We start from the raw sequence: 18,197 nt of genomic DNA, 5'->3' as shown, positions 1-18,197 counted from the left end.
CGTTCCGTGGGCGCGCCGGGCCCCGCGGCGCCTTGCGTACGAAGCGCCGGCCGCGCTCAGGGCAGCTTGCCGCTCGGGAGCATGTCGTCGAAGGCGGCGTCGAACTCGTCCGCGATCATCTCGGCGCCGACCGCGCGCGCGGCCGGCTTCGGGACGTCGATGCGGCGCAGCCGCTCCGCGACGCTGCCGCGCGGATCGCTGTAGCTCGGGCTCATCCGGGCGACGCGCTGGAAGTAGTAGAGCGCCTGCTCGGGGACGCCGCGCATCTCGTAGGCGTTCGCGATCTCGTACGTCAGCGCGAGCTCCTGCTCCACCGTCTTGTGCGAGGCGTGCAGCCCCCGGATGAGCGCGTCGATCCCCGCCTCGATGTTGCCCATCTGGAGGTGGGTGACGCCGATCATCGACTGGCAGACGCACTCTCGCCCGGGGTCGCGGGCGGCGAGCTCGAACTCGGCGACGGCGTCCGCGTAGAGGCCCATCTCCTTGTACGCGACCCCGAGATCGTAGTGCGTCGACGCGTCGGACTCGGAGATCTGCGCGGCGACGCCGGCCTTGAACTGCTCGAAGACGCTCTCGACGCTGATCTGCCGGGGATCGTCCTGGACGCCCGTCACCGAGCCCGGCGCGACCTCGAGCTCGTCGATCATCTTGAGCGACTCGGCGATGTCGAACGCGCGGTCCTCGTCCGGCCGCTCGCTGCCGCGCGGGACGGCCCGCGTGCCGCTCTCGTTGTCGGTCGCCGCGCGCGCCCCGTGCGTCTGCGACGCGAGCTCGGTGACCTCGCGCAGCCGCTCCATCAAGAGCGGGTGGTTCGGCAGCCGCGCGAGCTGCTCCTCGAGGATGTTGCGCGCCTCCTCGAACATCCCGTGCTGCGCGAAGAACTCGACCTCCTCGAGCGCGTCCTCGTCGAGCGCGTCCGCGCGCCGCCCCGACCCCGGCGGCACGGACCGCCCCGACCCCGGCCGGACCGACGCCGGCCGGGGCGGCGCCGGGCTGTACAGGGCCGGCGGCGGGGCGAGCACCGGGGGCGGCGGCATCGACGAGGGCGCCGGCGGCGCCTGCGACGCGGCGACCGCCAGCGGGTGCGCCGGCGACCGGCTCGGGTTGACCGACGCCGTCTCCTCCTCGTCGTCGATTTCCTCCAGCTCCTCGAGCGGCTCGACGTCCTCGACCTCCTCGACGTCGTCGATCGGGAAGCTCGGCAGCGGCGGCTCGTTCGCGAACGGATCGTCGAGGTGCGTGACGAGCTCGGGCCGCCTGGGGAGCGCCTCGACGACGCCGTCCTCGTCGAGCGTGTAGGCGGGCAGCGGCGCGTCGGGGTCGTAGAGGTCCTGGCTCGGCACCTCGGACGCGTACGCGTCGTTGGCCGTCGGCGAGACCTCCGGCCCGGTGTGCTCCTCGTCGGAGAGCTCGTCCTCCTGCGGCACGGCGTAGCCGAGGAGGTTGAGCATCTCGGTCGCCTGGGGGTGGCCGGGCTCGAGGAGCAGCACCTCGTCGAGGAGCCGCGCGGCGTCATCGACGGCGCCCTCGCCGGACAGCTGCTGCGCGAACGCGAGCATCTGCTCGATCGCGCCGTCCTGGTCGCCCGCCTCGATGAGGATGTCGCAGAGCTTCTCGCGGAGCTCGCGCGCGGCCGGCAGCCGGGCGACGCCGCCCTTCAGGAGGGCGACCGCCTTGTCGTACTGGCGTTCGCGCCGGAGGCTCTCGGCGTGCGCGACGAGCTGCCGCGGGCTCGTGACCGGGGCCGTCGACGGCTGCGCCGCGCGCAGCGGGATCGGCGCCGCGGACGAGGGCTCGACGTCCTCGACCTCGAGCTCCTCGGCCTCGTCGTCCTCGTCGAGCTCGACGTCGATCGACGCGCGCGTGCCCCGCGAGGAGGGCACGAGCTGCGCGGCCAGCTGGCGCACGCCCTCGTCGTTCGGGGCGCGCGCGACCAGGGCGGAGACGAGGGCGGCGAACTGGTCGACCCGCCCCGCCTCCTTGGCGATGCGCGCCGACTCCTTCTGCACCTCGATCGCCTTGGCCGGCTGCCCGAGCAGGTCGAAGGCCCGGGCGAGGAGCGCGAGCGTCTCCAGGTCCCGCGGGTTCTCCTTGAACGCGATCTGCAGCTTGGTGAGGGCCGACATCCCGTCGCTCGGGTCGCCGCGATCGAGGTAGATCTCGGCGGCCATGCGGGCGAAGCGGGCGTCCGGGCGGTGCTGCAGCAGGCGCTCGACCACCTTGAGCGCGTCGTCGCGCCGACCGAGCTTGAGCAGCAGCTCGGCCGCCGTCCCGAAGCGCTGGATCGCGCCGTCGTAGTCGCGGACGCGGATCAGCGCCTCGGCGAGGCGGAGGTAGGCGAGCGGGTTGTTCGGGTCGAGGTCGACGACCCGCTTGAAGATGTCGATCGCGTCGCGGTCGCGCCCCGCGCGGAGGAGGCGCGTCGCGACCTCGTCGTAGGCGGCGAGCGCGTCGCTCGTGAGCCCGAGCTGCGTGTAGATCTCGGCGAGGCGCGGGACGATGTGGCCGAAGCGGTCCTCGTACTGCGGGACGTGCTTGTGGATGATCTCGCGGATCTGCTTGTAAACGGCGATCGCCTTGAGCGCGAAGCCCTGGAGCGAGTAGAACTGGCCGACGCGCTCGTAGGTGGTGATCGCCTCGACGTACTCCTCCGTCTTCAGGTAGAGGTCGCCGATCTTGAGCAGCGTCCGGACGTCCTTCGGATCCTCCGCGACCAGCTTCTGGTACTCGGCGATAGCCTTGTCGTAGCGCTTCCGCTCGACAAGCTTCTGCGCGGTCTGGAGTACCTTGTCGCGATCGACCGCCACGGCGATGGGAATCTCCTACTGAGGACAGCGAGGCGTCGCTCGGGCGCCCCGCCGGGAGCCCTCGCTTCGCCATCTAAAAACACCTAGCCAATCCCGCTACCACGTACAAGCACGCGGCTTCGGAAGTTCCGAAGCTACCGCCAAGGTGCTTGTTTGCAGCGTGCGCTCTTCGCAAACCCGCGCGGGGGGCAAACCCGCGCGGGGCAAACCCGCGGGGGGCAAACCCGCGCGGGGGGCGAACCCGCGCGGGGCGGGCCCGCGCGGGATGCGGCGACCGCCTGACGCGGTGGCCGCGAGCCCCCGCCCCGGTCGGACGCTGGGCGGTCCGGTCGAGGCGCGTCGACGAGCGCGCCCTACATCGTAACGTCGTAGGAGCGCGCCGAGCGGCCGGGGATTCGCGAAGATCGCGGAGAAGGCGGCAAACGCCGCCGTCGACGCGAGGACGGCTCAAACCATAGCAGTCGAGCGGCCTTCTTGCACATTTCTGCATACATCTCCGCAGCCCTGCGGCCGGGCAGGGCGCGCGGAGCGCTGCCGCGTCTCGACCGCCCCGGCGAATGGACCTAGAGTTGGGCACCATGTCGCGCAGCCAGGCCTACCGCGCCCCGTTCGCTCCTGGAGAGGAAAATGCCGTCGACGCCGCGCTTTGCGAGCGGCTCCTGTCGGTCGCCCTGTCGAAGGGGGGCGATTACGCCGACCTCTTCTTCGAGTACCGGGCGGGGGGCGGGTTCACCTTCGACGAGGGCATCCTCAAGGCGGCGTCGCGCGGGGTGTCGATGGGGGTCGGCGTCCGCGTCCAGCGGGGCGACGCGACCGGGTACGCCTACACCGAGGACCTCACGTGGGACGCGATGCGGCGCGCGGCCGAGACGGCGGCGCAGATCGCGACCGGCTCCGGCGGGACGGAGAGGATCGAGCTCCGGCGGCGCGAGCTGCCGAGCCGCTACGAGCTGCCCAGCATCTCGCTCGACGCCCCCGGGCTCGCGAAGCGCGCCCTGCTCGAGCGCGCGAGCGCCGCGGCGCTCGCCTACGACCCCAGCATCATCAAGGCGGAGGCCAGCTTCGTCGAGGAGGTGCGCGAGGTGCTCGTGGCCACGAGCGACGGGCGGATGGCGCACGACGTCCAGCCGCTCATCCGCATCGGCGTGCGGGCGATCGCCGAGCGCGACGGCAAGCGCCAGGAGGGCTCGAGCGGCGGCGGCGGGCGCATGACGACGGCCTACTTCGAGGACAGGTCGCCGGAGTGGCACGCCAAGGAGGCGGCGCGGCAGGCGGTCGCGATGCTCGACGCGCGCGAGGCGCCCGCCGGCGAGATGAACGTCGTTCTCGCCCCGGGCGACAGCGGCATCCTGCTCCACGAGGCCGTCGGGCACGGGCTCGAGGCGGACTTCAACCGCAAGGGGACCAGCAACTACGCGGGGCGGGTCGGCAAGGACGTCGCGAGCCCCCTCTGCACGGTGGTCGACGACGCGACCCTGCTCCAGTCGCGCGGCACGATCAACGTCGACGACGAGGGCAACGAGCCCGAGCGCAGCACGCTCATCGAGAACGGCAAGCTCGTCGGGTACATGCACGACCGGCTCTCGGCCCGGCACTACGGCCTCACGCCGACCGGCAACGGGCGGCGCGAGAGCTTCGCCTCCGCGCCCATGCCCCGGATGACGAACACCATCCTGCTCGCCGGCCCCCACGATCCCGAGGAGATCATGAAGTCCGTGAAGCGGGGCGTCTTCGCGAAGAAGTTCGGCGGCGGCCAGGTCGACATCTCGAACGGCGACTTCGTCTTCTCGCTCACCGAGAGCTACCTGATCGAAGACGGAAAGCTGACCGCGCCGCTGAAGGGCGTGAACCTCATCGGCAACGGCCCCGAGGTGCTCCGGCGCGTCACCATGCTCGGCCACGACGTCGCCACCTCCGACGGCATCTGGACGTGCGGCAAGGACGGACAGAGCGTTCCGGTGGGTGTTGGCTGCCCCACAATCAAGATCGATCGGATCACGGTCGGCGGGACGCGGATCGGCTGATTTTTCGAGGCTGGAGCCCGGGGGAAAGGTAAGCCCCGCAGCAGCATGGGTGTGTTTAGCGCGGTGCGTCTTGCCGGCCCGCCGTGACACCCGTATACGGGGCGGACATGGCGCGTCGTTCGTTCATAGCCATCGTCGGACACGGACCTGACCTGGAGCGGGAGGAGGGCGCTGCATCGGTCTTGCGCTCGCTGGGCGCTGACGTTCGAACCCTGGATCTCTGGGATGATCCACCGCGGCTCTTCCACGACGACGAGAGCAAGGCGCGGGCGATCGTCGTCGAGGCGCTCGATCGGCCGGACCTGGCGGCGGCGGCGCTGCGCGCGCTGCGCCGCGAGCCCCGCCTCGAGGAGGTCGGCGCGCTGGTCGCGGTGAGCGTCGCGCAGATCGCGCGGATCGAGCCGTCCAGCGGCTTCGACGACTTCCTGCTCGTGCCGTACGTGCCGGCCGAGCTCTACGCGCGCGTGCGCCTCGTCGAGTGGCGCCGCAGCGAGTTCGCGACCGAGGAGCGGGTGAAGGTGGGCGCGATCGTCATCGACCGCGCGGCCCACGACGTGTCGGTCGGCGGCATGCACGTGCCGCTCACCGCGAAGGAGTTCGCGCTGCTCTCGTACGTGTGCGAACGCCGCGGGAAGGTTGTGTCGCGGACAGAGCTGCTCCGGCGCGTCTGGGGCAGCCAGTACGAGGGCGGCGCGCGGACCGTCGACATCCACGTGCGGCGCCTGCGGGCGAAGCTCGGCGCGGCGCTGCCGCTGGTCACGCTGCGCGGGGCCGGCTACCGGCTCGAGTCGCCGCTGCCCGGCTCCGGGGGGCCCGAGGGCGGCGACGCGGCGCGGACGGCGCCGCGCGGCGCCGCCGGTACGGAGGCTCACGGCGCGGAGCGCGGGGAGCCGCGCGACGAGGACGAGGACGAGGAGGAGGGCGACGAGGGCGACGAGGGCGACGAGGGCGACGAGGACGAGGACGAGGACGACGACGAGGCCGCGCGCGCGGAGCGGCGGTCGGCGTCGTCGGCGCACGACGCTGGCACGCCCGGCCGCGAGCGGCGCGTCACGCGATGACGTCGCCCGACCGCCGCGGTGCTGCCCGGACGACGGCCGCCAAGGGGCGCAGCGGCGCGGGGCGTGGCGGCCGCTCGCGCGGCGCCGCGGCGCCGATCGTCGCGATCAGCGTCGGCTGCCCCAGCGGCGTGGGCCCCGAGGTGGCCGTGGCCGGCGCGGCGTCCGTCGAGGGCGTGCGCTGCGTGCTCGTCGGCGACGAGGCGATCCTGCGGCGGGCCGCGCGGCTCGTCCGGGTCGCGGCCCGCCGGCTCGTCGTCGTCGACGGGCGCGCCGCGATCGAGCAGCTCGCGCCGGGCGCGATCGGCGTCTGGGCCGGCAGCGCGCGGCTCTCGCGGCCGAGCGCCTTCGGCCGGCCCGAGGCCGAGGACGGCGCGGCGCAGCTCGCGTGGATCGATCAGGCGACGGACCTGGTCCGCGACGGCGTCGCGGCGGCGCTGGTCACGGGGCCCGCGTCGAAGCACGCGATCGCGACGAGCGGCGCGCCGGGCTCCGCGGACTTCCTCGGGCACACCGAGCACCTCGGCCGGCGGCTCCGCGCGCGCGAGGTCACGATGGCCTTCGCCTCGGGCAAGCTCGTGACCGCCCTCGTGACGACCCACGTGCCGCTGCGCGAGGTGCCCGAGGCGGTGAGCCCGCGCGAGGTGGCGCGCGCCTCGGTGTGGCTCGCGCGGCTGCTCGCCGATCTCGGCCGCGAGAGGCCGCGCGTGGCCGTCGCCGCGCTGAACCCGCACGCCGGCGAGGGCGGGCTCCTCGGCGACGAGGAGCAGCTGCGGATCGCGCCGGGCATCCGCCTCGCGGCGCGGCGGCTCGCGCGCTCGGGAGCGGCGGCGGAGCTGAGCGGGCCCGTCGGCGCGGAGACGGCGTTCCGGCTGGCGGCGCGGGGCGCGCTCGACGGGGTCGTCGCGATGTACCACGACCAGGCGACGATCCCGAGCAAGCTCCTCGGCTTCGGCGAGGCGGTGAACGTCACGCTCGGCCTGCCGATCGTGCGCACGAGCGTCGACCACGGGACCGCGTACGATCTCGCGGGCACGGGCCGGGCCGACCCGCGCGGCATGCGCGAGGCGATCGCGCTCGCGGCGCAGCTCGCGGCCGCGCGCTGACGGGCGTCGAGCGCGAGCCGACGCGCGCCGAGCGCGAGCCGACGCGCGCAGGCGTATCCTCGCGCCGCTCAGCGCGCGCCGGCGCGGTCCTCGAGCAGGCCCATCAGCCGCTCGAGCGCCGGCAGGCTCACGCCGTGCTCGCGCCCCATCGCGAGCACGGCGGCGCCCATCGCGAGGTGCTGCGCGTGGAGCTTCGGGCCGAAGTGCGCGTCGAGGAACCGCAGCGCCTCGGGGGCCACGAGGCGCGCGAGCGCGACGCCGGGTCTCAGCGTGAACGGTCCGATGGCCCTCGTCAGCAGCTTCGTCCAGGGCGCGACCGTGCCGACGCGGTCCGCGAGCGCCACGCACTCCCGGGTGGCCGCGAGCGCGGTGCCGAGCACGCTCTCGTCCTCGAGGAGGGCGCTCGTGCCGCCGCCCGCGTCGATGGCGGCGATCAGCGGGAAGAACGCGGTCGTGGTGGCGGCGTTCTGCGCGCCGACGTCCGGATCGAGCCGCGCCGGGAGATCCGCGCTCGTGAGGCGGCGCGCGAGCTCCTCGAGCAGCGGCCGCTCCGCGGGGGCGCCCCCCTCGTCGTCGATGAGCGTCGACGCGAACCCGACGATCCAGTAGCGGACGACGCCGCGCTCATCGAGGTAGCCCGAGACGCTCGGCATCGCGGGGGTGATGCGGCGCCGGGCGGCCTCCTCGAGGCCCGCGCGCTGCGGCGGCAGGAGCGGCGTGAGCACGACGACGGGGACCGAAGGTCCGCGGAGCAGGAGATCCGCGACCGTCCTGCCCTCCGCGGGGCGCGGCGCCGCGCCGGGGCCGGGGGCGAGCTGATCGAAGCGCACCGTGACGAGCACGACCTCCGCGTCGGCCGGGATGTCGGCCGCGAGCCGCGGGCGCTCGAGCGTGTCGCGGCGATCGGCGCTGTTCACCTGCTCGATGACGAACGGCCGCGCGTCGGCGACGCGCTCGGGCCGGACCACGAACGTGACGTCGTCTCCCTGGGCCGCGAGGCGCACGCCGTAGACTCGCCCGAGCGCCCCCGCGCCCACGATGCTGATCCGCATGGCGCCCCACGTAGCCCGCGCGACGCCGGGAGGGAAGGGGCGGCGGCCGCTCCTGGCGAGCGGCGGACGGCGTCAGAACGTCCGCTTCGAATCGATGAGGATGGTGACCGGCCCGTCGTTCTCGACGAACACGCGCATGTCGGCGCGGAAGCGGCCCGTGGCCACCTCGAGGCCGCGCGCCCGCAGGGCGGCGACGAAGCGCTCGTACAGCGCCTCGGCGCGCGCGGGCTCCATGGCGCCGTCGAAGCTCGGCCTGAGGCCGCGCCGGACGTCGCCGAAGAGCGTGAACTGGCTGATCGCGAGCACGCCGCCGCGCACGTCCGCGAGCGCGCGCGACATCTTGCCGGCCTCGTCGCTGAACACCCGGAGCCCCGCGACCTTGTTCGCGACGTGGTCGGCGTCGGCCTCGTCGTCGTCCTTCGCGGCGCCGACGAAGGCCACGAGGCCGCGCTCGATCGCGCCGACCACCTGGCCGTCGACCTCGACGCGCGCGGCGAGCGCGCGCTGCACGACCGCGCGCATCGCTAGCGCTGCGCAGCGCGCGCGGCGGGGGCCGGGGCGGGCTCGGCCCCGCTGCCCGCGCTCAGCCCGAGCTCGCGCATCAGCTTCGCCGTGAGCTTGAAGTAGGAGCTGCGATCGTACGGCTGGTTCAGGATGTGGAAGTCCTTGCGCACGAGGCCCACGCAGCCGAAGCAGTAAGTGCAGCCGGTGCAGTCGACCGAGCGCACGAGGTACGACGACTGCGTGCACCGCTCGGACGCGACGCAGTGGCTGCAGGCGATGAGATCGCGGCAGCCGCGGCAGTGCGTGCTGTCCGAGCAGCGCTGGGAGTCGACGCAGTAGTGGCACCGCTGGAGCGCCTTCGAGTTGCGGCAGAACGTGCAGTCGACGCAGCGCTCGCACGCGACGCACGCGACGCACCGCTCGTTGCCCGTGCCCGTCTCGAACGCCTGGATCAGCTTGCGGAGCTCGGCCTCGAATTCCGCGCGCGTCATTCCGCCTCGACGCTCGCTTCGGAGAGGCCGCCGTCGCCGCGCTGGGCGGCGCCGTCCGCCGCCGCGCCGGGCAGCGCGGCCTCGCGGCTCGACGGCCGCGCGTGGGAGCCCGGCTCGGCCGAGGGGGCGCCCGGGGCCTCGGGCCTGCCGCTCACCTGGCGGCGCAGGCGCTCGGCGGCCTCGCGCGTCGCGGGCTCCTCCGCGAACTCCTCGATGCGCCGGAGCCGCGACTCGAGCACGGCGCGGCGCTTCGGCAGCTCGGCGACGAGGATGCCCGAGAGCTCGTCGATCGCCTCCTGGATGCGCTGCTCGTCGCTGTGCTCGAGCAGCTGGAGGTACACGTCCTGCTCTGCGGGGAAGGTGTGGCCGGCGCGGAGGAACTCGTTCGCGGCCTTGGAGATGTTGGGCCGGCCCGACGCGCAGAGCAGCTTCGACAGGAGCCGCTGGCGCTCGACGGCCTTCGGGTCGCTCTGCGGAGGCGGCGCGAGGACGATGCGCCCCGGCGCCTTGGAGGCGGCGTCGCGCCCGGACTTGGCGCGCCCGCCCTTGCCGTCCTCGGCTTCGGGCTCCTTGCGCGGGGAGAAGAGCGCCTCGAGCGCGGCGCGGTGTTGCTTCGCCGCCCGCCGGTCCTCGCCGCTCTGTGTTGGGCGCGGCAGCCCCGCGCTGTTGGGCTGGCCACGGCCATAGGCGGTGTGGAGCTCGGGATTGTGCCAGACCTTGGTTGCGTCTCTACGAATTCGCCGCATGTCGTGCCCCTGCTGACCTCGGAGCGATCATGGACGCGCCACCGGGTTCGGCTTCCGCATCCCGCGTGTGGCGCCCCGCTTGCATCGATGGTGTGGTGAATGAGGCTGGTGCGTGGTTGGCCGGGCGCTTCCCCCGCGATCTCGCGATGGCCCGGACGATGTTGCACCTGGGGCGCGATGCCTGCCTCCGGGCTGATCGCGCTGGTCGCGCTGATCGTGAAGGCAGGGTCCCGCCGCAGTGCGTAGCGCGCCGGGCGATACCCGGCCGCGGTACCGCGTGGTGAGGGGTTGTGCCCCCATGCACCCCGGAACCGCGCTCACGACCCGACCGCAGTCGCGAGGCAGCTGGTTCCTACCACAGCCTTTGGTCAGCGCCGCAGAAAATTGGGCTGCCCTCCGCACTTCATGACATTCGTGTCCTCAGAGCGCTCGGTCTTCCGAGCTTCCGAGCTTCCGAGCTTCCGAGCTTCCGAGCTTCCGAGCTTCCGAGCTCTCGGTCTTCGGAGCTTCCGAGCGTCCACGAGGGGCGTCTCGGAGACGCAGTTTCGACGCGGATGACCTCGTTCCAGGTCGATTCAAGAAGCGGACCGCCGACGGTCTTTCCAACCCCACATCCTGCGGACGGGCGGGGACGCCGTGTCCGGGAGATCCGATCCGTGGTGGATGCCACTCGCACCCGACCCGACTGGAGCTTTCCATGATCAGCCTTCGATCCGTGAGCAGTGCAGGCGCGGCGCCGCGGGACGCAGGGGGGGCTGTGCGCAGCGCGGAGCCGCGAGCGCGCCTCGTTCGTGCTCGCGCTGCCGTGCTGGCGGTCCTGGTGAGCATGGCGGTGCCGGCCGTCCCGGCGGGGTCTGCGCGCGGGGAGGCGCTGCCCAGGGCGCACGCCGCTGCGAAGGCCGAGGAGAAGGCTGGCAAGCGGGACCGTCGCGGGGACCGCGGCGATCGTGCGCCGGGCTCTACCGCGTCTCCGCCGGGCGCGGAGCACGGGCAGCGGGCGGAGACGCGGGAGAAGCCGCGCCATGGCCGCGGGAAGACCGCGTCCGCGGCGATCGGCGCGACCGGTGACGGGGCGACGAGCGGCGACGGCGGTCGGAAGGCTCGCGGCCGCGCGCAGCCGTCGCAGGCGGCCGAGAGCGCGGGCGCGAAGGGTGGGGGCGCGGCCAAGGTGGCCGGGGGGAATGAAGAAGGAGAAGCGGCGGGCGGCGCGGACGGTCGAGAGCAAGCGGCGCGGGGCGAAGAGCGGGCCCGACAGGGAGGCTCCTCCGAAGCCGTGCCATGGGCCGGTGCTCTCGATGGATCGGAGCGGGATCGAGCCGGATCGCCTCGAGCTCGTCGACTGCAAGGGCAGGCCGCGCGAGGAGGCGCGGCGCGCCCTCTCCTTGCTCGCGCGCCCGTGGGGCACCCCGCGGCCGATCCTGGACGGCGAGCGCGCGGCTGCGCCGAAGGCGGAGGCGGCGAGCCGCAAGCGGCCGTCGGCGGGCGACAAGCGGGGAGCCGCTTCCGGCAAGGCGAGCGGGGTGCACGCCGGTGAGGTCGCGCCCGGCGTGCGGCTGCTCGATCCCGGGCTGCTGACGCGCATCGACGCGCTCGCGCGGCGGTATCCGGGCCGGCTCGTGTCGCTCGTGAGCGGGTACCGGCCGCAGAGCCAGGGCAGCCTGCACCAGACGGGGCGGGCGCTCGATCTGCGCATCGCGGGGGTGCGCAACGACGAGCTCGCGGCGGCGTGCCGCCGGCTGGCGGACACGGGCTGCGGGTACTATCCGAACAGCTCGTTCGTGCACGTCGACGTGCGCGCGCCGGGGACGGGGACCGTGTCCTGGATCGACGCGTCCGGGCCCGGCGAGGTGCCCCGCTACGTGGCCGCGTGGCCGCCGCCGCAGGACGAGGCGCGGTCGGCGACGGAGGCGGTGTCCAGCGACGACGCGGAGGAGGTGCTCCGGCGGGAGCGCCGCGAGAAGCCGGCGATCGTGGCGGAGAAGGCGGCGAGCGCCGCGCCGGCGGCGGTGGCGAGCGCGGTGCTGGAGAAGGCGGCGAGCGCGGTGTCGGAGAAGGCGGCGGGCGGCGCGGCGGAGAAGGCGGCGGGCGGCGCGGCGGAGAAGGCGGCGGGCGCTGGACCGGAGAAGGCGGCGGGCGGCGCGGCGGAGAAGGCGGCGGGCGCTGGACCGGAGAAGGCGGCGGGCGGCGCGGCGGAGAAGGCGGCGGAGAAGCCGACGAGCGCTGGCTCGGAGAAGGCGGCGGGCGCTGTGCCCGAGAAGACGGCGGGCGGCGCGGCGGAGAAGGCGGCGGGCGGCGCGCTGTAGTAGGGAGGCGCGATGGGCATCACCATCCCTCGCCGGCACGCCTCGGCGGTCGCCGGTACGTTCGGTCCGCTGGCGGTACATCGCCATGAGGTCGTGGCCGCGGGCGCGCCTTATCCCGTCTTCACGCTGGAGCTCGCCGACTGGATCTCGGTGGCGGCGATCACCGATGCTGGGGAGTTCGTCCTGGTGCGGCAGCACCGGCACGGCGTCGACGCGGTGACCGTCGAGACGGCCGGCGGCATCGTCGATCCCGGGGAGGAGCCGGCGGCCGCGGCCCCCCGCGAGCTCCTGGAAGAGACGGGATATGCCGCGGGATCGATCGAGTCGCTCGGGTGGGTGCACCCGAATCCGGCGCTCCAGGCGAATCGCTGCTTCCTCTATCTGGCCCGCGGGGCGCGGTGGGTCGGCGAGCCCTTGGGCGACGAGCACGAGAGCACCGAGGCGGTCGTGATGAGCGCTGACGAGGTGACGGCAGCGATGCAGGACGGCCGGATCAGCCACGTGATCGCTGTGGTCACCCTGCTGCGGGCGCTCGCCGTCGCGACCTCGGCTCCGCGCTGACCGCGGCGCCTGCAAGGCGGTCAGCCGGTGCCGCTCGGCGGCGGTGGGAAGCGCTCCCGAGGCCCGCGAATCGAATCTTCAGGGGAGCGGAACGGGATCGGCGCTCTTCGGAACGAGATCTCGGGTCGCGGCTGCAGAAAAATGGCTCTGGTCCACGGGATCGGAGGTCTTGAGGACGCGCGGCGAGGTCGAGGCATACCTCGAGATCCCGCGCGCGGTGCTCGAGAGCCAGGATTTCATTCTCGAGAGCCGAAATTCCGTTCGTGAGACCCCTCTCGTCAGATCTCGAGACCCCCTCGTCAGACCTCGAGACCCCCCTCGTCAGGCCTCGAGACCCCCTCGTCAGACCTCGAGACCTCTCATTCCTCGATCGGTGTCACCAGGCCGCGCCGGAACCGCGCTTGCCCGCCGAGGATGATCCCACGGCGACCGAGGTGTGCAGCGCGAAGGTGCCGGTCGCGCTGCCGTCGGGGCTCCGGTTCGCCGACACGCCTCCGTGCCCGACAGCGCGCTCGTGTAGGTGAAGCAATCCTTCGCGACGCCGCCGCTGTCTCTCAGGCACACCTGCTCGCTGCCGTTGCCGAGGCTCAGCGTGCCCGTCGAGCACGCGAGGGCGTTCGTGAGCCCCGCCGGGATCGCCGAGGCGCCGCCGAACACCACGAGCGCCTTGCCGGCGGCGAGCGTCGTGCCCGCGGCAAACGTGTGCCGCACGCTCGTCGAGTCCGAGAGCGTCCACCCGCCGATCGACGCCGACGCCCCGCCCACGTTCACGACCTCGATGAACTCGCCCGCCGTGTCGCTGCCCGGCTCGTTCACGCCGATCTCATTGAGGATGACCTGCGCGGACCCACCGCCGCCGCCGCCGCCGCCGCCACCGCCGCCGACATCGTCGTTGAAGTCGCCGATCACGAAGACCTTCCCGGTGGGATCGGTGGCATCGAGGTACGATTTGAGGGCGTTCGATGCGTTCTGTCGCCGCTGCCAGCTCGCAGTATCGTTGGAGGCCTTCGCGTGCAGGACGATGACCACCACGTTGTCCGTCGCGCCGTTGAGCGTGACAGGAGAGCTTCTCCTCGAGCCGGAGCCGCGGCGCATGCGCGGCGGAGCTGGATGCCGCGGATAGCACGTTGCCTTGGGTAGAGGCCGGTTTCTATTGACAACGAATCGGTACACGGTACCATCGCCGGCTATACATGGCCCGCGTATTCAGTACGGAGAATACGGATCCGTTCGAAGGGAAGGACTCGTTCGACGGTGAGACGTTCGACGGGCTCACGCTGGAACGAGCGGACCTGAGCGATCGCGAGTTCTGCAATTGTGTGTTCCGGCGCTCGAAGCTCAGCGAGAGCCGCTGGATGCGCACTCGGCTCGAGGGGTGCGTGTTCGAGAGATGCGATTTGACCCAAGCCAATACCAATATGCTCTCGCTGCGCGGCGTGTCGTTCAGCTCCTGCAAGTTGATGGGCATCGACTGGACGAACATCGCGAAATTCCCCGACGTGTCGTTCGAGGACTGCGACATGCGGTACAACGTCATGGATTCGCTGGCGCTGCGCAAGACGCGCTTCGAGCGGTGCTCGATCACCGAATCGGTGCTCGCTGCGACGGACCTCGCCGGAGCCGTGTTCGAGGAGTGCCGCTTCATGGGGACACGCTTCGAGGACTGCGATCTTCGAAACGCTCAGTTCCCTCGGTCCCATGATCTGTTCGTCGATCCGGCGAAGAACAACGTGAAGGGCGCCCGCGTTCCGCTCGAGACGGTGATGCTCCTCGCGGCCTCCTTCGGTATGCACGTGCTCGGCTTCACGGAAAAGGACAGCGGATGACGGCCCGGGCTGGGTGGGGACAGCGCCTGCGCCGCGCCTCCGACCTCCGTGCGTCAATCTCGATGGAGGGGACGTCGGCAGCATCGTCGATGACCTGTCGGGCGCCCTCGTGACCCCCTGAGCCGCGCGCGGCGCCGCGCCCCGACCCCGGTACGGGCAGCGTCCGCCAGCGTCGGGCGCTGCCCGCTGTCCACGCTTTGCACACGAGACGCCCCGCCGGACGGGCGCGCAGCCGCAGATCCGAGGCTCTCGGGAATTCACACCTGGGCGCGCGGCACCCGGCGATCCGCCGCGAACGGGCCTCGCGTTTGCATCGTCGTGGACGCAGCCTGCATGGGACGACCCCCGGCAAGCCGCTCGGATCGTGAAAGGAGTCGGCGATGAAGCTGGTGAAAGCGCTCGGCGCGCTGGCGCTGTCCGGGATCGCGCTCGGCGCCGCGCAGCTCGCGGCAGCGGAGGACACGGTACCCGTCCAGGAGCTCGTGATCGTGGAGGAGACGGCGAGCCCGACGCTCGCCGACGCCCGGATCCCCCCGGAGGATATCCCCTATCACGGGGACTTCCGGCCCTATGGGCTCTTCAGGCCGTACAGGCCCATCCACCCTTACAGGCCCTTCCGGCCGTATGGGCACTTCGTGCCGCAGAGGCCGTTCCGGCCCTTCGAGCCGTTCCGGCCCTTCGAGCCGTTCCGGCCCTTCGAGCCGTTCCATCCCTACGACGGCCGGCTCCGTGACCACGGGCGATCCGAGGCGACGCCGGCAGGGAACTACCCCATGCCCGCCGTGAGCCTCCAGGACCATCGCTGACGCCGCTGACGGCGCGTCTCCCCGGCATCGCCCGCCCCGAAGGAGCGCGGCGGCGCGCCGGGAGCGGGCCGGGCGGCGGCTCCGCTCCGATGAAGTATCCTGCGCCCGATGCCCTCTCCCGATGCAGCCAGGCCCGGCGCCCGGCAAGCCGCCCCCACGCCCGCCGAGCTCTTCCATCGCATCTTCGAGCTGCTCGCGGCCATGGAGGAGGCGCAGCGGGGCAAGGTCATCGAGCTCGCGCGCCGCCTCATCCCCACGCTCACGGCCGAGGACATCCGCAACCCGCACGACTTCCCCGGCCTCGACGACCCCGACTGGCACTTCGAGGACGGGCAGCTCGCCGGCATCGAAGCCGTTCGGTTTGCGCTCCGCGGTCTCGCGCGCGATGTTCTGGGGGATGGCGAAGGGCGCGAAGCGCGAGAGAGACCCGAGAGCGACGGCCAGCCCGGCGCGGGCGGCGAAGGCGGCGGCACACAAGGCGAATGAGGCGTTTTACCAGCCGTTCTCCACGCTCCGGCAGCTGACGAAGCCGAAGGCCAAGCCGGCCGCGGCGCCCGAAGCGAAGGCCAAGCCGGCCGCGGCGCCCGAGGCGAAGGCCAAGGCGGCCGCGGCGCCCGAAGCGAAGGCCAAGGCGAAGGCGGCCGCCGGCGCGGCGGCGCAGGCAGGCGTCGAGCCGGCGCCGCGGCCCGTCGACCCCGAGACGTTCGCCATCTACATGGCAGGCGTCCGCGTGCTCGAGGACCGCGTGAACCGGATCCCGGTCACCGCGAGCCGCGTCGAGCGCGCCGCGCTGCCGACGATCGCGTCCGATCCGGACGAGGAGGCGCGCTCGCGCATGCGCTCGCTCGTCATCGAGGGCATCAAGTTCGAGACCACGGACGACAGCGAGCGCATCGAGGGCAGGCGCCTCGACGTCGATCCGCGCGAGCTCCGGCGGCTCCGGCGCGCCCGCTACGCCGTCGACGGCACCCTCGACCTGCACGGCCTGAGGCTCGAGGCGGCCCGCGAGGCCGTCGAGGCCTTCATCTGCAAGCGCCAGCGCGACGGCGATCGCGTCGTCGCCATCGTCCACGGCAAGGGCAACCACTCGCCCGGCGGCCACGCCGTGCTCCGCGGCGAGATCGCCGCCTGGCTCAGCCACGGCCGCGTCGCCCGCCACGTCGCCGCGTTCGCGACGGCCCCGGACGCCGAGGGAGGCGCCGGCGCCGTGCTCGTGCTGCTCGCGCGATGAGGCCGAAGGCGCGCGCCGAGCCTGCCGAGACGCCGGGCCACGCGCGGCGGCCGGACGCGCGCGCCACGCGCGGCGGCCTGCTGTTGGCCGCGCGCGCCACGCGCGGCGGCCTGCTGTTGGCCGCGCGGGCGGCGCTCGGCGGCCTGCTGCCGGCCGCGCGGGCGGCGCGCCGCGCCCTGCTGCCGGCCGCTGCGCTGCTCGCCCTGCTGCCCGCGTGCGCGCCGGCCCCGGCCGCGCCGCCCGCGCCGCCGCCGAGGCCCGCGCCGCCCCCGCCCCCGTCGACGCTCGGCGACGGCGAGCTCGGCGAGTACCGCTCGGATCGCTTCGATCTCGTGCTCCCATTGCCCGACGCGCGCGGCTTCCGCGTCGAGGACGGCGAAGGCCCCTGGCTCGTCGCGACGCACGCCGCGTCGTCGACGTCGCTGCTCGTCCGCACCTGGCGCGAGGACGGCCGCGCGAGCCGCGCCGCGTGCGAGGCGCGCGCGCGGCTCTGGCGCGACCTGCCGCGCCCCGACCAGAGCCTCACCGCCGTGGAGCGCCGGATCGACGTGCCCGAGGGCTTCGACACCGTCGTGGCGATCGGCGTCGCCGACACCCCGCCCGGCGCGCCGATCGACGGCTTCGCGGTCGCCTTCGGCGGCTCCGGCCGGCGCTGCTTCGCCTTCGTCGCCGAGACGCGCGCCGCGGGGCCCTCCGCCGAGCGGCTCGTCGCCGAGCGGCTCGCCGCGATGGTCGAGCTCTCCCTCGGCGGCCTCCGCCTCGTGCGCGAGACCACGCCCGCCGTGCCGCGCGAGCCGCCGCCCTGAGCGCGCGCCGCCGCCCCGAGCCCGTGGCTCAGCGGTAGACGCCGCCCCGCGCGCGGGCCTCGAGCGCCGCGGCGAGCTCCTCCTCGCCGATCGACCAGGCCTCGGCCGACAGCTCGCGCGCCTCGGCGGGCTTGAGCGCCTCGAGCGCCTGCGGCGCGAAGCGCAGCCGCGACAGGGACAGGAGGCGCTCCAGCGCCTCGGACGTCACGCCGCTCTGGAGCTCGCTCCGCCACGCGCGCTCGATCGCCTCGATCCGCGCGGGGCTCTTCCACGCGTCGGCGAGCACCACGCGGCCGAGCCGCGCGTCGATGGCGTCGATGCCGGTGGGCAGCGCGACGATCGCCTGCTGCGCCGCGCGCGCCGGGTCGCCCAGGCCGAGGGAGAGCAGCGCCCGCGCCGCGTCGAGCAGCCGCACCTCGTCGGGCCGGAGCGCGGCCCGATCGACGTGCGGGAGCCGCTCCAGCGCGATCGCGTAGCGCTCGCGGCGCGCGGCGTCGATCACGGCGGCCAGCGCGCAGAGGACCCTCGCCGTCGGCGGCGCGAACCACGGATCCGCGCGCTCGCTCGGCCGCTGCGCGGGGTCCTCGAGATCGAGGGCGGCGGCGCGCCACACCGACGCGCGCGCGGCGAGGACGGCGCGCGTGGCCTGCACCGCGAGCAGGAAGAGCGCCACCGCGGGGAGCAGGCCCTTCGCGCCCCAGCGCTCGCCGAGGAGGCAGCTCGCGCCGACGAGGAGCGAGAGCAGGAGGACGAGCGTCCGCCGACGCCGGCGCCGCGCGGCGTCGTCCGCCGGGCCGGCGGCCCCGTCCGTCACGCCGACGATCTCGGCGCACCGCTCGAGCAGCCACGTCCAGGCAGATCCCACGTCCGCGGGAT

17 protein-coding genes are annotated in these 18,197 nt (G+C 73.8%); 10 read left to right on the top strand and 7 right to left on the bottom strand.

What is annotated here, in order from left to right:
• Positions 1-56: 56 nt before the first annotated feature.
• Complete coding sequence (locus tag NQZ70_RS38765; RefSeq protein ID WP_129578723.1) at positions 57-2,807, bottom strand: tetratricopeptide repeat protein; 2,751 nt, start codon at positions 2,805-2,807, stop codon at positions 57-59.
• 578 nt (positions 2,808-3,385) lie between these two features.
• Here NQZ70_RS38765 and NQZ70_RS38760 point away from each other — a divergent pair.
• The 3 genes from NQZ70_RS38760 to pdxA all read left to right on the top strand — a co-directional run bounded on the left by NQZ70_RS38760 (position 3,386) and on the right by pdxA (position 6,995).
• The gene (locus tag NQZ70_RS38760) at positions 3,386-4,831 is read left to right on the top strand and encodes a TldD/PmbA family protein (protein ID WP_129578722.1); all 1,446 of its coding nucleotides are present in this window, start codon (positions 3,386-3,388) and stop codon (positions 4,829-4,831) included.
• A gap of 107 nt (positions 4,832-4,938) precedes the next feature.
• Positions 4,939-5,892: a response regulator transcription factor gene (locus NQZ70_RS38755; RefSeq protein WP_272826425.1), complete on the top strand. Its 954-nt coding sequence runs from the start codon at positions 4,939-4,941 to the stop codon at positions 5,890-5,892.
• On the top strand, positions 5,889-6,995 hold the full coding sequence (gene pdxA / locus NQZ70_RS38750) for a 4-hydroxythreonine-4-phosphate dehydrogenase PdxA (RefSeq protein WP_129578721.1): 1,107 nt from the start codon (positions 5,889-5,891) through the stop codon (positions 6,993-6,995). The genes NQZ70_RS38755 and pdxA overlap by 4 nt, the downstream gene beginning before the upstream one ends.
• Before the next feature lie 68 nt (positions 6,996-7,063).
• On the opposite strand, the gene NQZ70_RS38745 is transcribed toward pdxA, so the two are convergent.
• The 4 genes from NQZ70_RS38745 to NQZ70_RS38730 all read right to left on the bottom strand — a co-directional run bounded on the left by NQZ70_RS38745 (position 7,064) and on the right by NQZ70_RS38730 (position 9,788).
• Positions 7,064-8,047 (bottom strand): ketopantoate reductase family protein, encoded by a 984-nt coding sequence (locus tag NQZ70_RS38745; protein ID WP_129578720.1) that lies wholly within the window; start codon positions 8,045-8,047, stop codon positions 7,064-7,066.
• A gap of 72 nt (positions 8,048-8,119) precedes the next feature.
• Positions 8,120-8,569 (bottom strand): D-aminoacyl-tRNA deacylase, encoded by a 450-nt coding sequence (gene dtd, locus NQZ70_RS38740; RefSeq protein WP_020739507.1) that lies wholly within the window; start codon positions 8,567-8,569, stop codon positions 8,120-8,122.
• 2 nt (positions 8,570-8,571) lie between these two features.
• Positions 8,572-9,042 (bottom strand): hypothetical protein, encoded by a 471-nt coding sequence (locus NQZ70_RS38735; RefSeq protein ID WP_129578719.1) that lies wholly within the window; start codon positions 9,040-9,042, stop codon positions 8,572-8,574.
• The gene (locus tag NQZ70_RS38730; protein WP_129578718.1) at positions 9,039-9,788 is read right to left on the bottom strand and encodes a hypothetical protein; all 750 of its coding nucleotides are present in this window, start codon (positions 9,786-9,788) and stop codon (positions 9,039-9,041) included. The genes NQZ70_RS38735 and NQZ70_RS38730 overlap by 4 nt, the downstream gene beginning before the upstream one ends.
• 1,181 nt (positions 9,789-10,969) lie before the next feature.
• On the opposite strand from NQZ70_RS38730, the gene NQZ70_RS38725 reads away from it, so the two are divergent.
• On the top strand, positions 10,970-12,091 hold the full coding sequence (locus NQZ70_RS38725) for a DUF882 domain-containing protein (RefSeq protein WP_129578717.1): 1,122 nt from the start codon (positions 10,970-10,972) through the stop codon (positions 12,089-12,091).
• Between the two features lie 12 nt (positions 12,092-12,103).
• Positions 12,104-12,652, top strand: coding sequence for an NUDIX hydrolase (locus NQZ70_RS38720; protein ID WP_237244418.1), 549 nt, complete (start codon positions 12,104-12,106; stop codon positions 12,650-12,652).
• Positions 12,653-12,994: 342 nt separating this feature from the next.
• Here NQZ70_RS38720 and NQZ70_RS38715 read toward each other — a convergent pair whose 3' ends face one another.
• Complete coding sequence (locus NQZ70_RS38715) at positions 12,995-13,747, bottom strand: lamin tail domain-containing protein (RefSeq protein ID WP_237244417.1); 753 nt, start codon at positions 13,745-13,747, stop codon at positions 12,995-12,997.
• A 98-nt stretch (positions 13,748-13,845) separates the two neighbouring features.
• Between NQZ70_RS38715 and NQZ70_RS38710 the strand changes: the two genes are divergently transcribed.
• From NQZ70_RS38710 to NQZ70_RS38690, 5 genes are all read left to right on the top strand, one after another.
• Positions 13,846-14,478: a pentapeptide repeat-containing protein gene (locus NQZ70_RS38710; RefSeq protein ID WP_129578716.1), complete on the top strand. Its 633-nt coding sequence runs from the start codon at positions 13,846-13,848 to the stop codon at positions 14,476-14,478.
• A 380-nt stretch (positions 14,479-14,858) separates the two neighbouring features.
• Positions 14,859-15,284, top strand: a complete 426-nt coding sequence (locus NQZ70_RS38705) for a hypothetical protein (RefSeq protein WP_129578715.1) — start codon at positions 14,859-14,861, stop codon at positions 15,282-15,284.
• 108 nt (positions 15,285-15,392) lie between these two features.
• Positions 15,393-15,770, top strand: a complete 378-nt coding sequence (locus tag NQZ70_RS38700; RefSeq protein ID WP_129578714.1) for a hypothetical protein — start codon at positions 15,393-15,395, stop codon at positions 15,768-15,770.
• A complete protein-coding gene (locus NQZ70_RS38695; protein WP_129578713.1) occupies positions 15,682-16,515 on the top strand; it encodes a Smr/MutS family protein in 834 nt (277 codons plus the stop codon). The genes NQZ70_RS38700 and NQZ70_RS38695 overlap by 89 nt, the downstream gene beginning before the upstream one ends.
• The gene (locus tag NQZ70_RS38690; RefSeq protein ID WP_129578712.1) at positions 16,512-17,321 is read left to right on the top strand and encodes a hypothetical protein; all 810 of its coding nucleotides are present in this window, start codon (positions 16,512-16,514) and stop codon (positions 17,319-17,321) included. The genes NQZ70_RS38695 and NQZ70_RS38690 overlap by 4 nt, the downstream gene beginning before the upstream one ends.
• 28 nt (positions 17,322-17,349) lie before the next feature.
• Here NQZ70_RS38690 and NQZ70_RS38685 read toward each other — a convergent pair whose 3' ends face one another.
• Entirely contained in the window at positions 17,350-18,186 is an 837-nt protein-coding gene (locus NQZ70_RS38685) for a hypothetical protein (RefSeq protein WP_129578711.1), read from the bottom strand.
• Between the last annotated feature and the right edge of the window lie 11 nt (positions 18,187-18,197).

This window comes from Sorangium sp. So ce836 (assembly GCF_028553905.1).
GTDB lineage: Bacteria > Myxococcota_A > Polyangia > Polyangiales > Polyangiaceae > Sorangium > Sorangium cellulosum_D.
The sequence above is the reverse complement of the archived record's forward strand: the minus strand, read 5'-3'. Positions and strand labels throughout refer to the sequence as shown.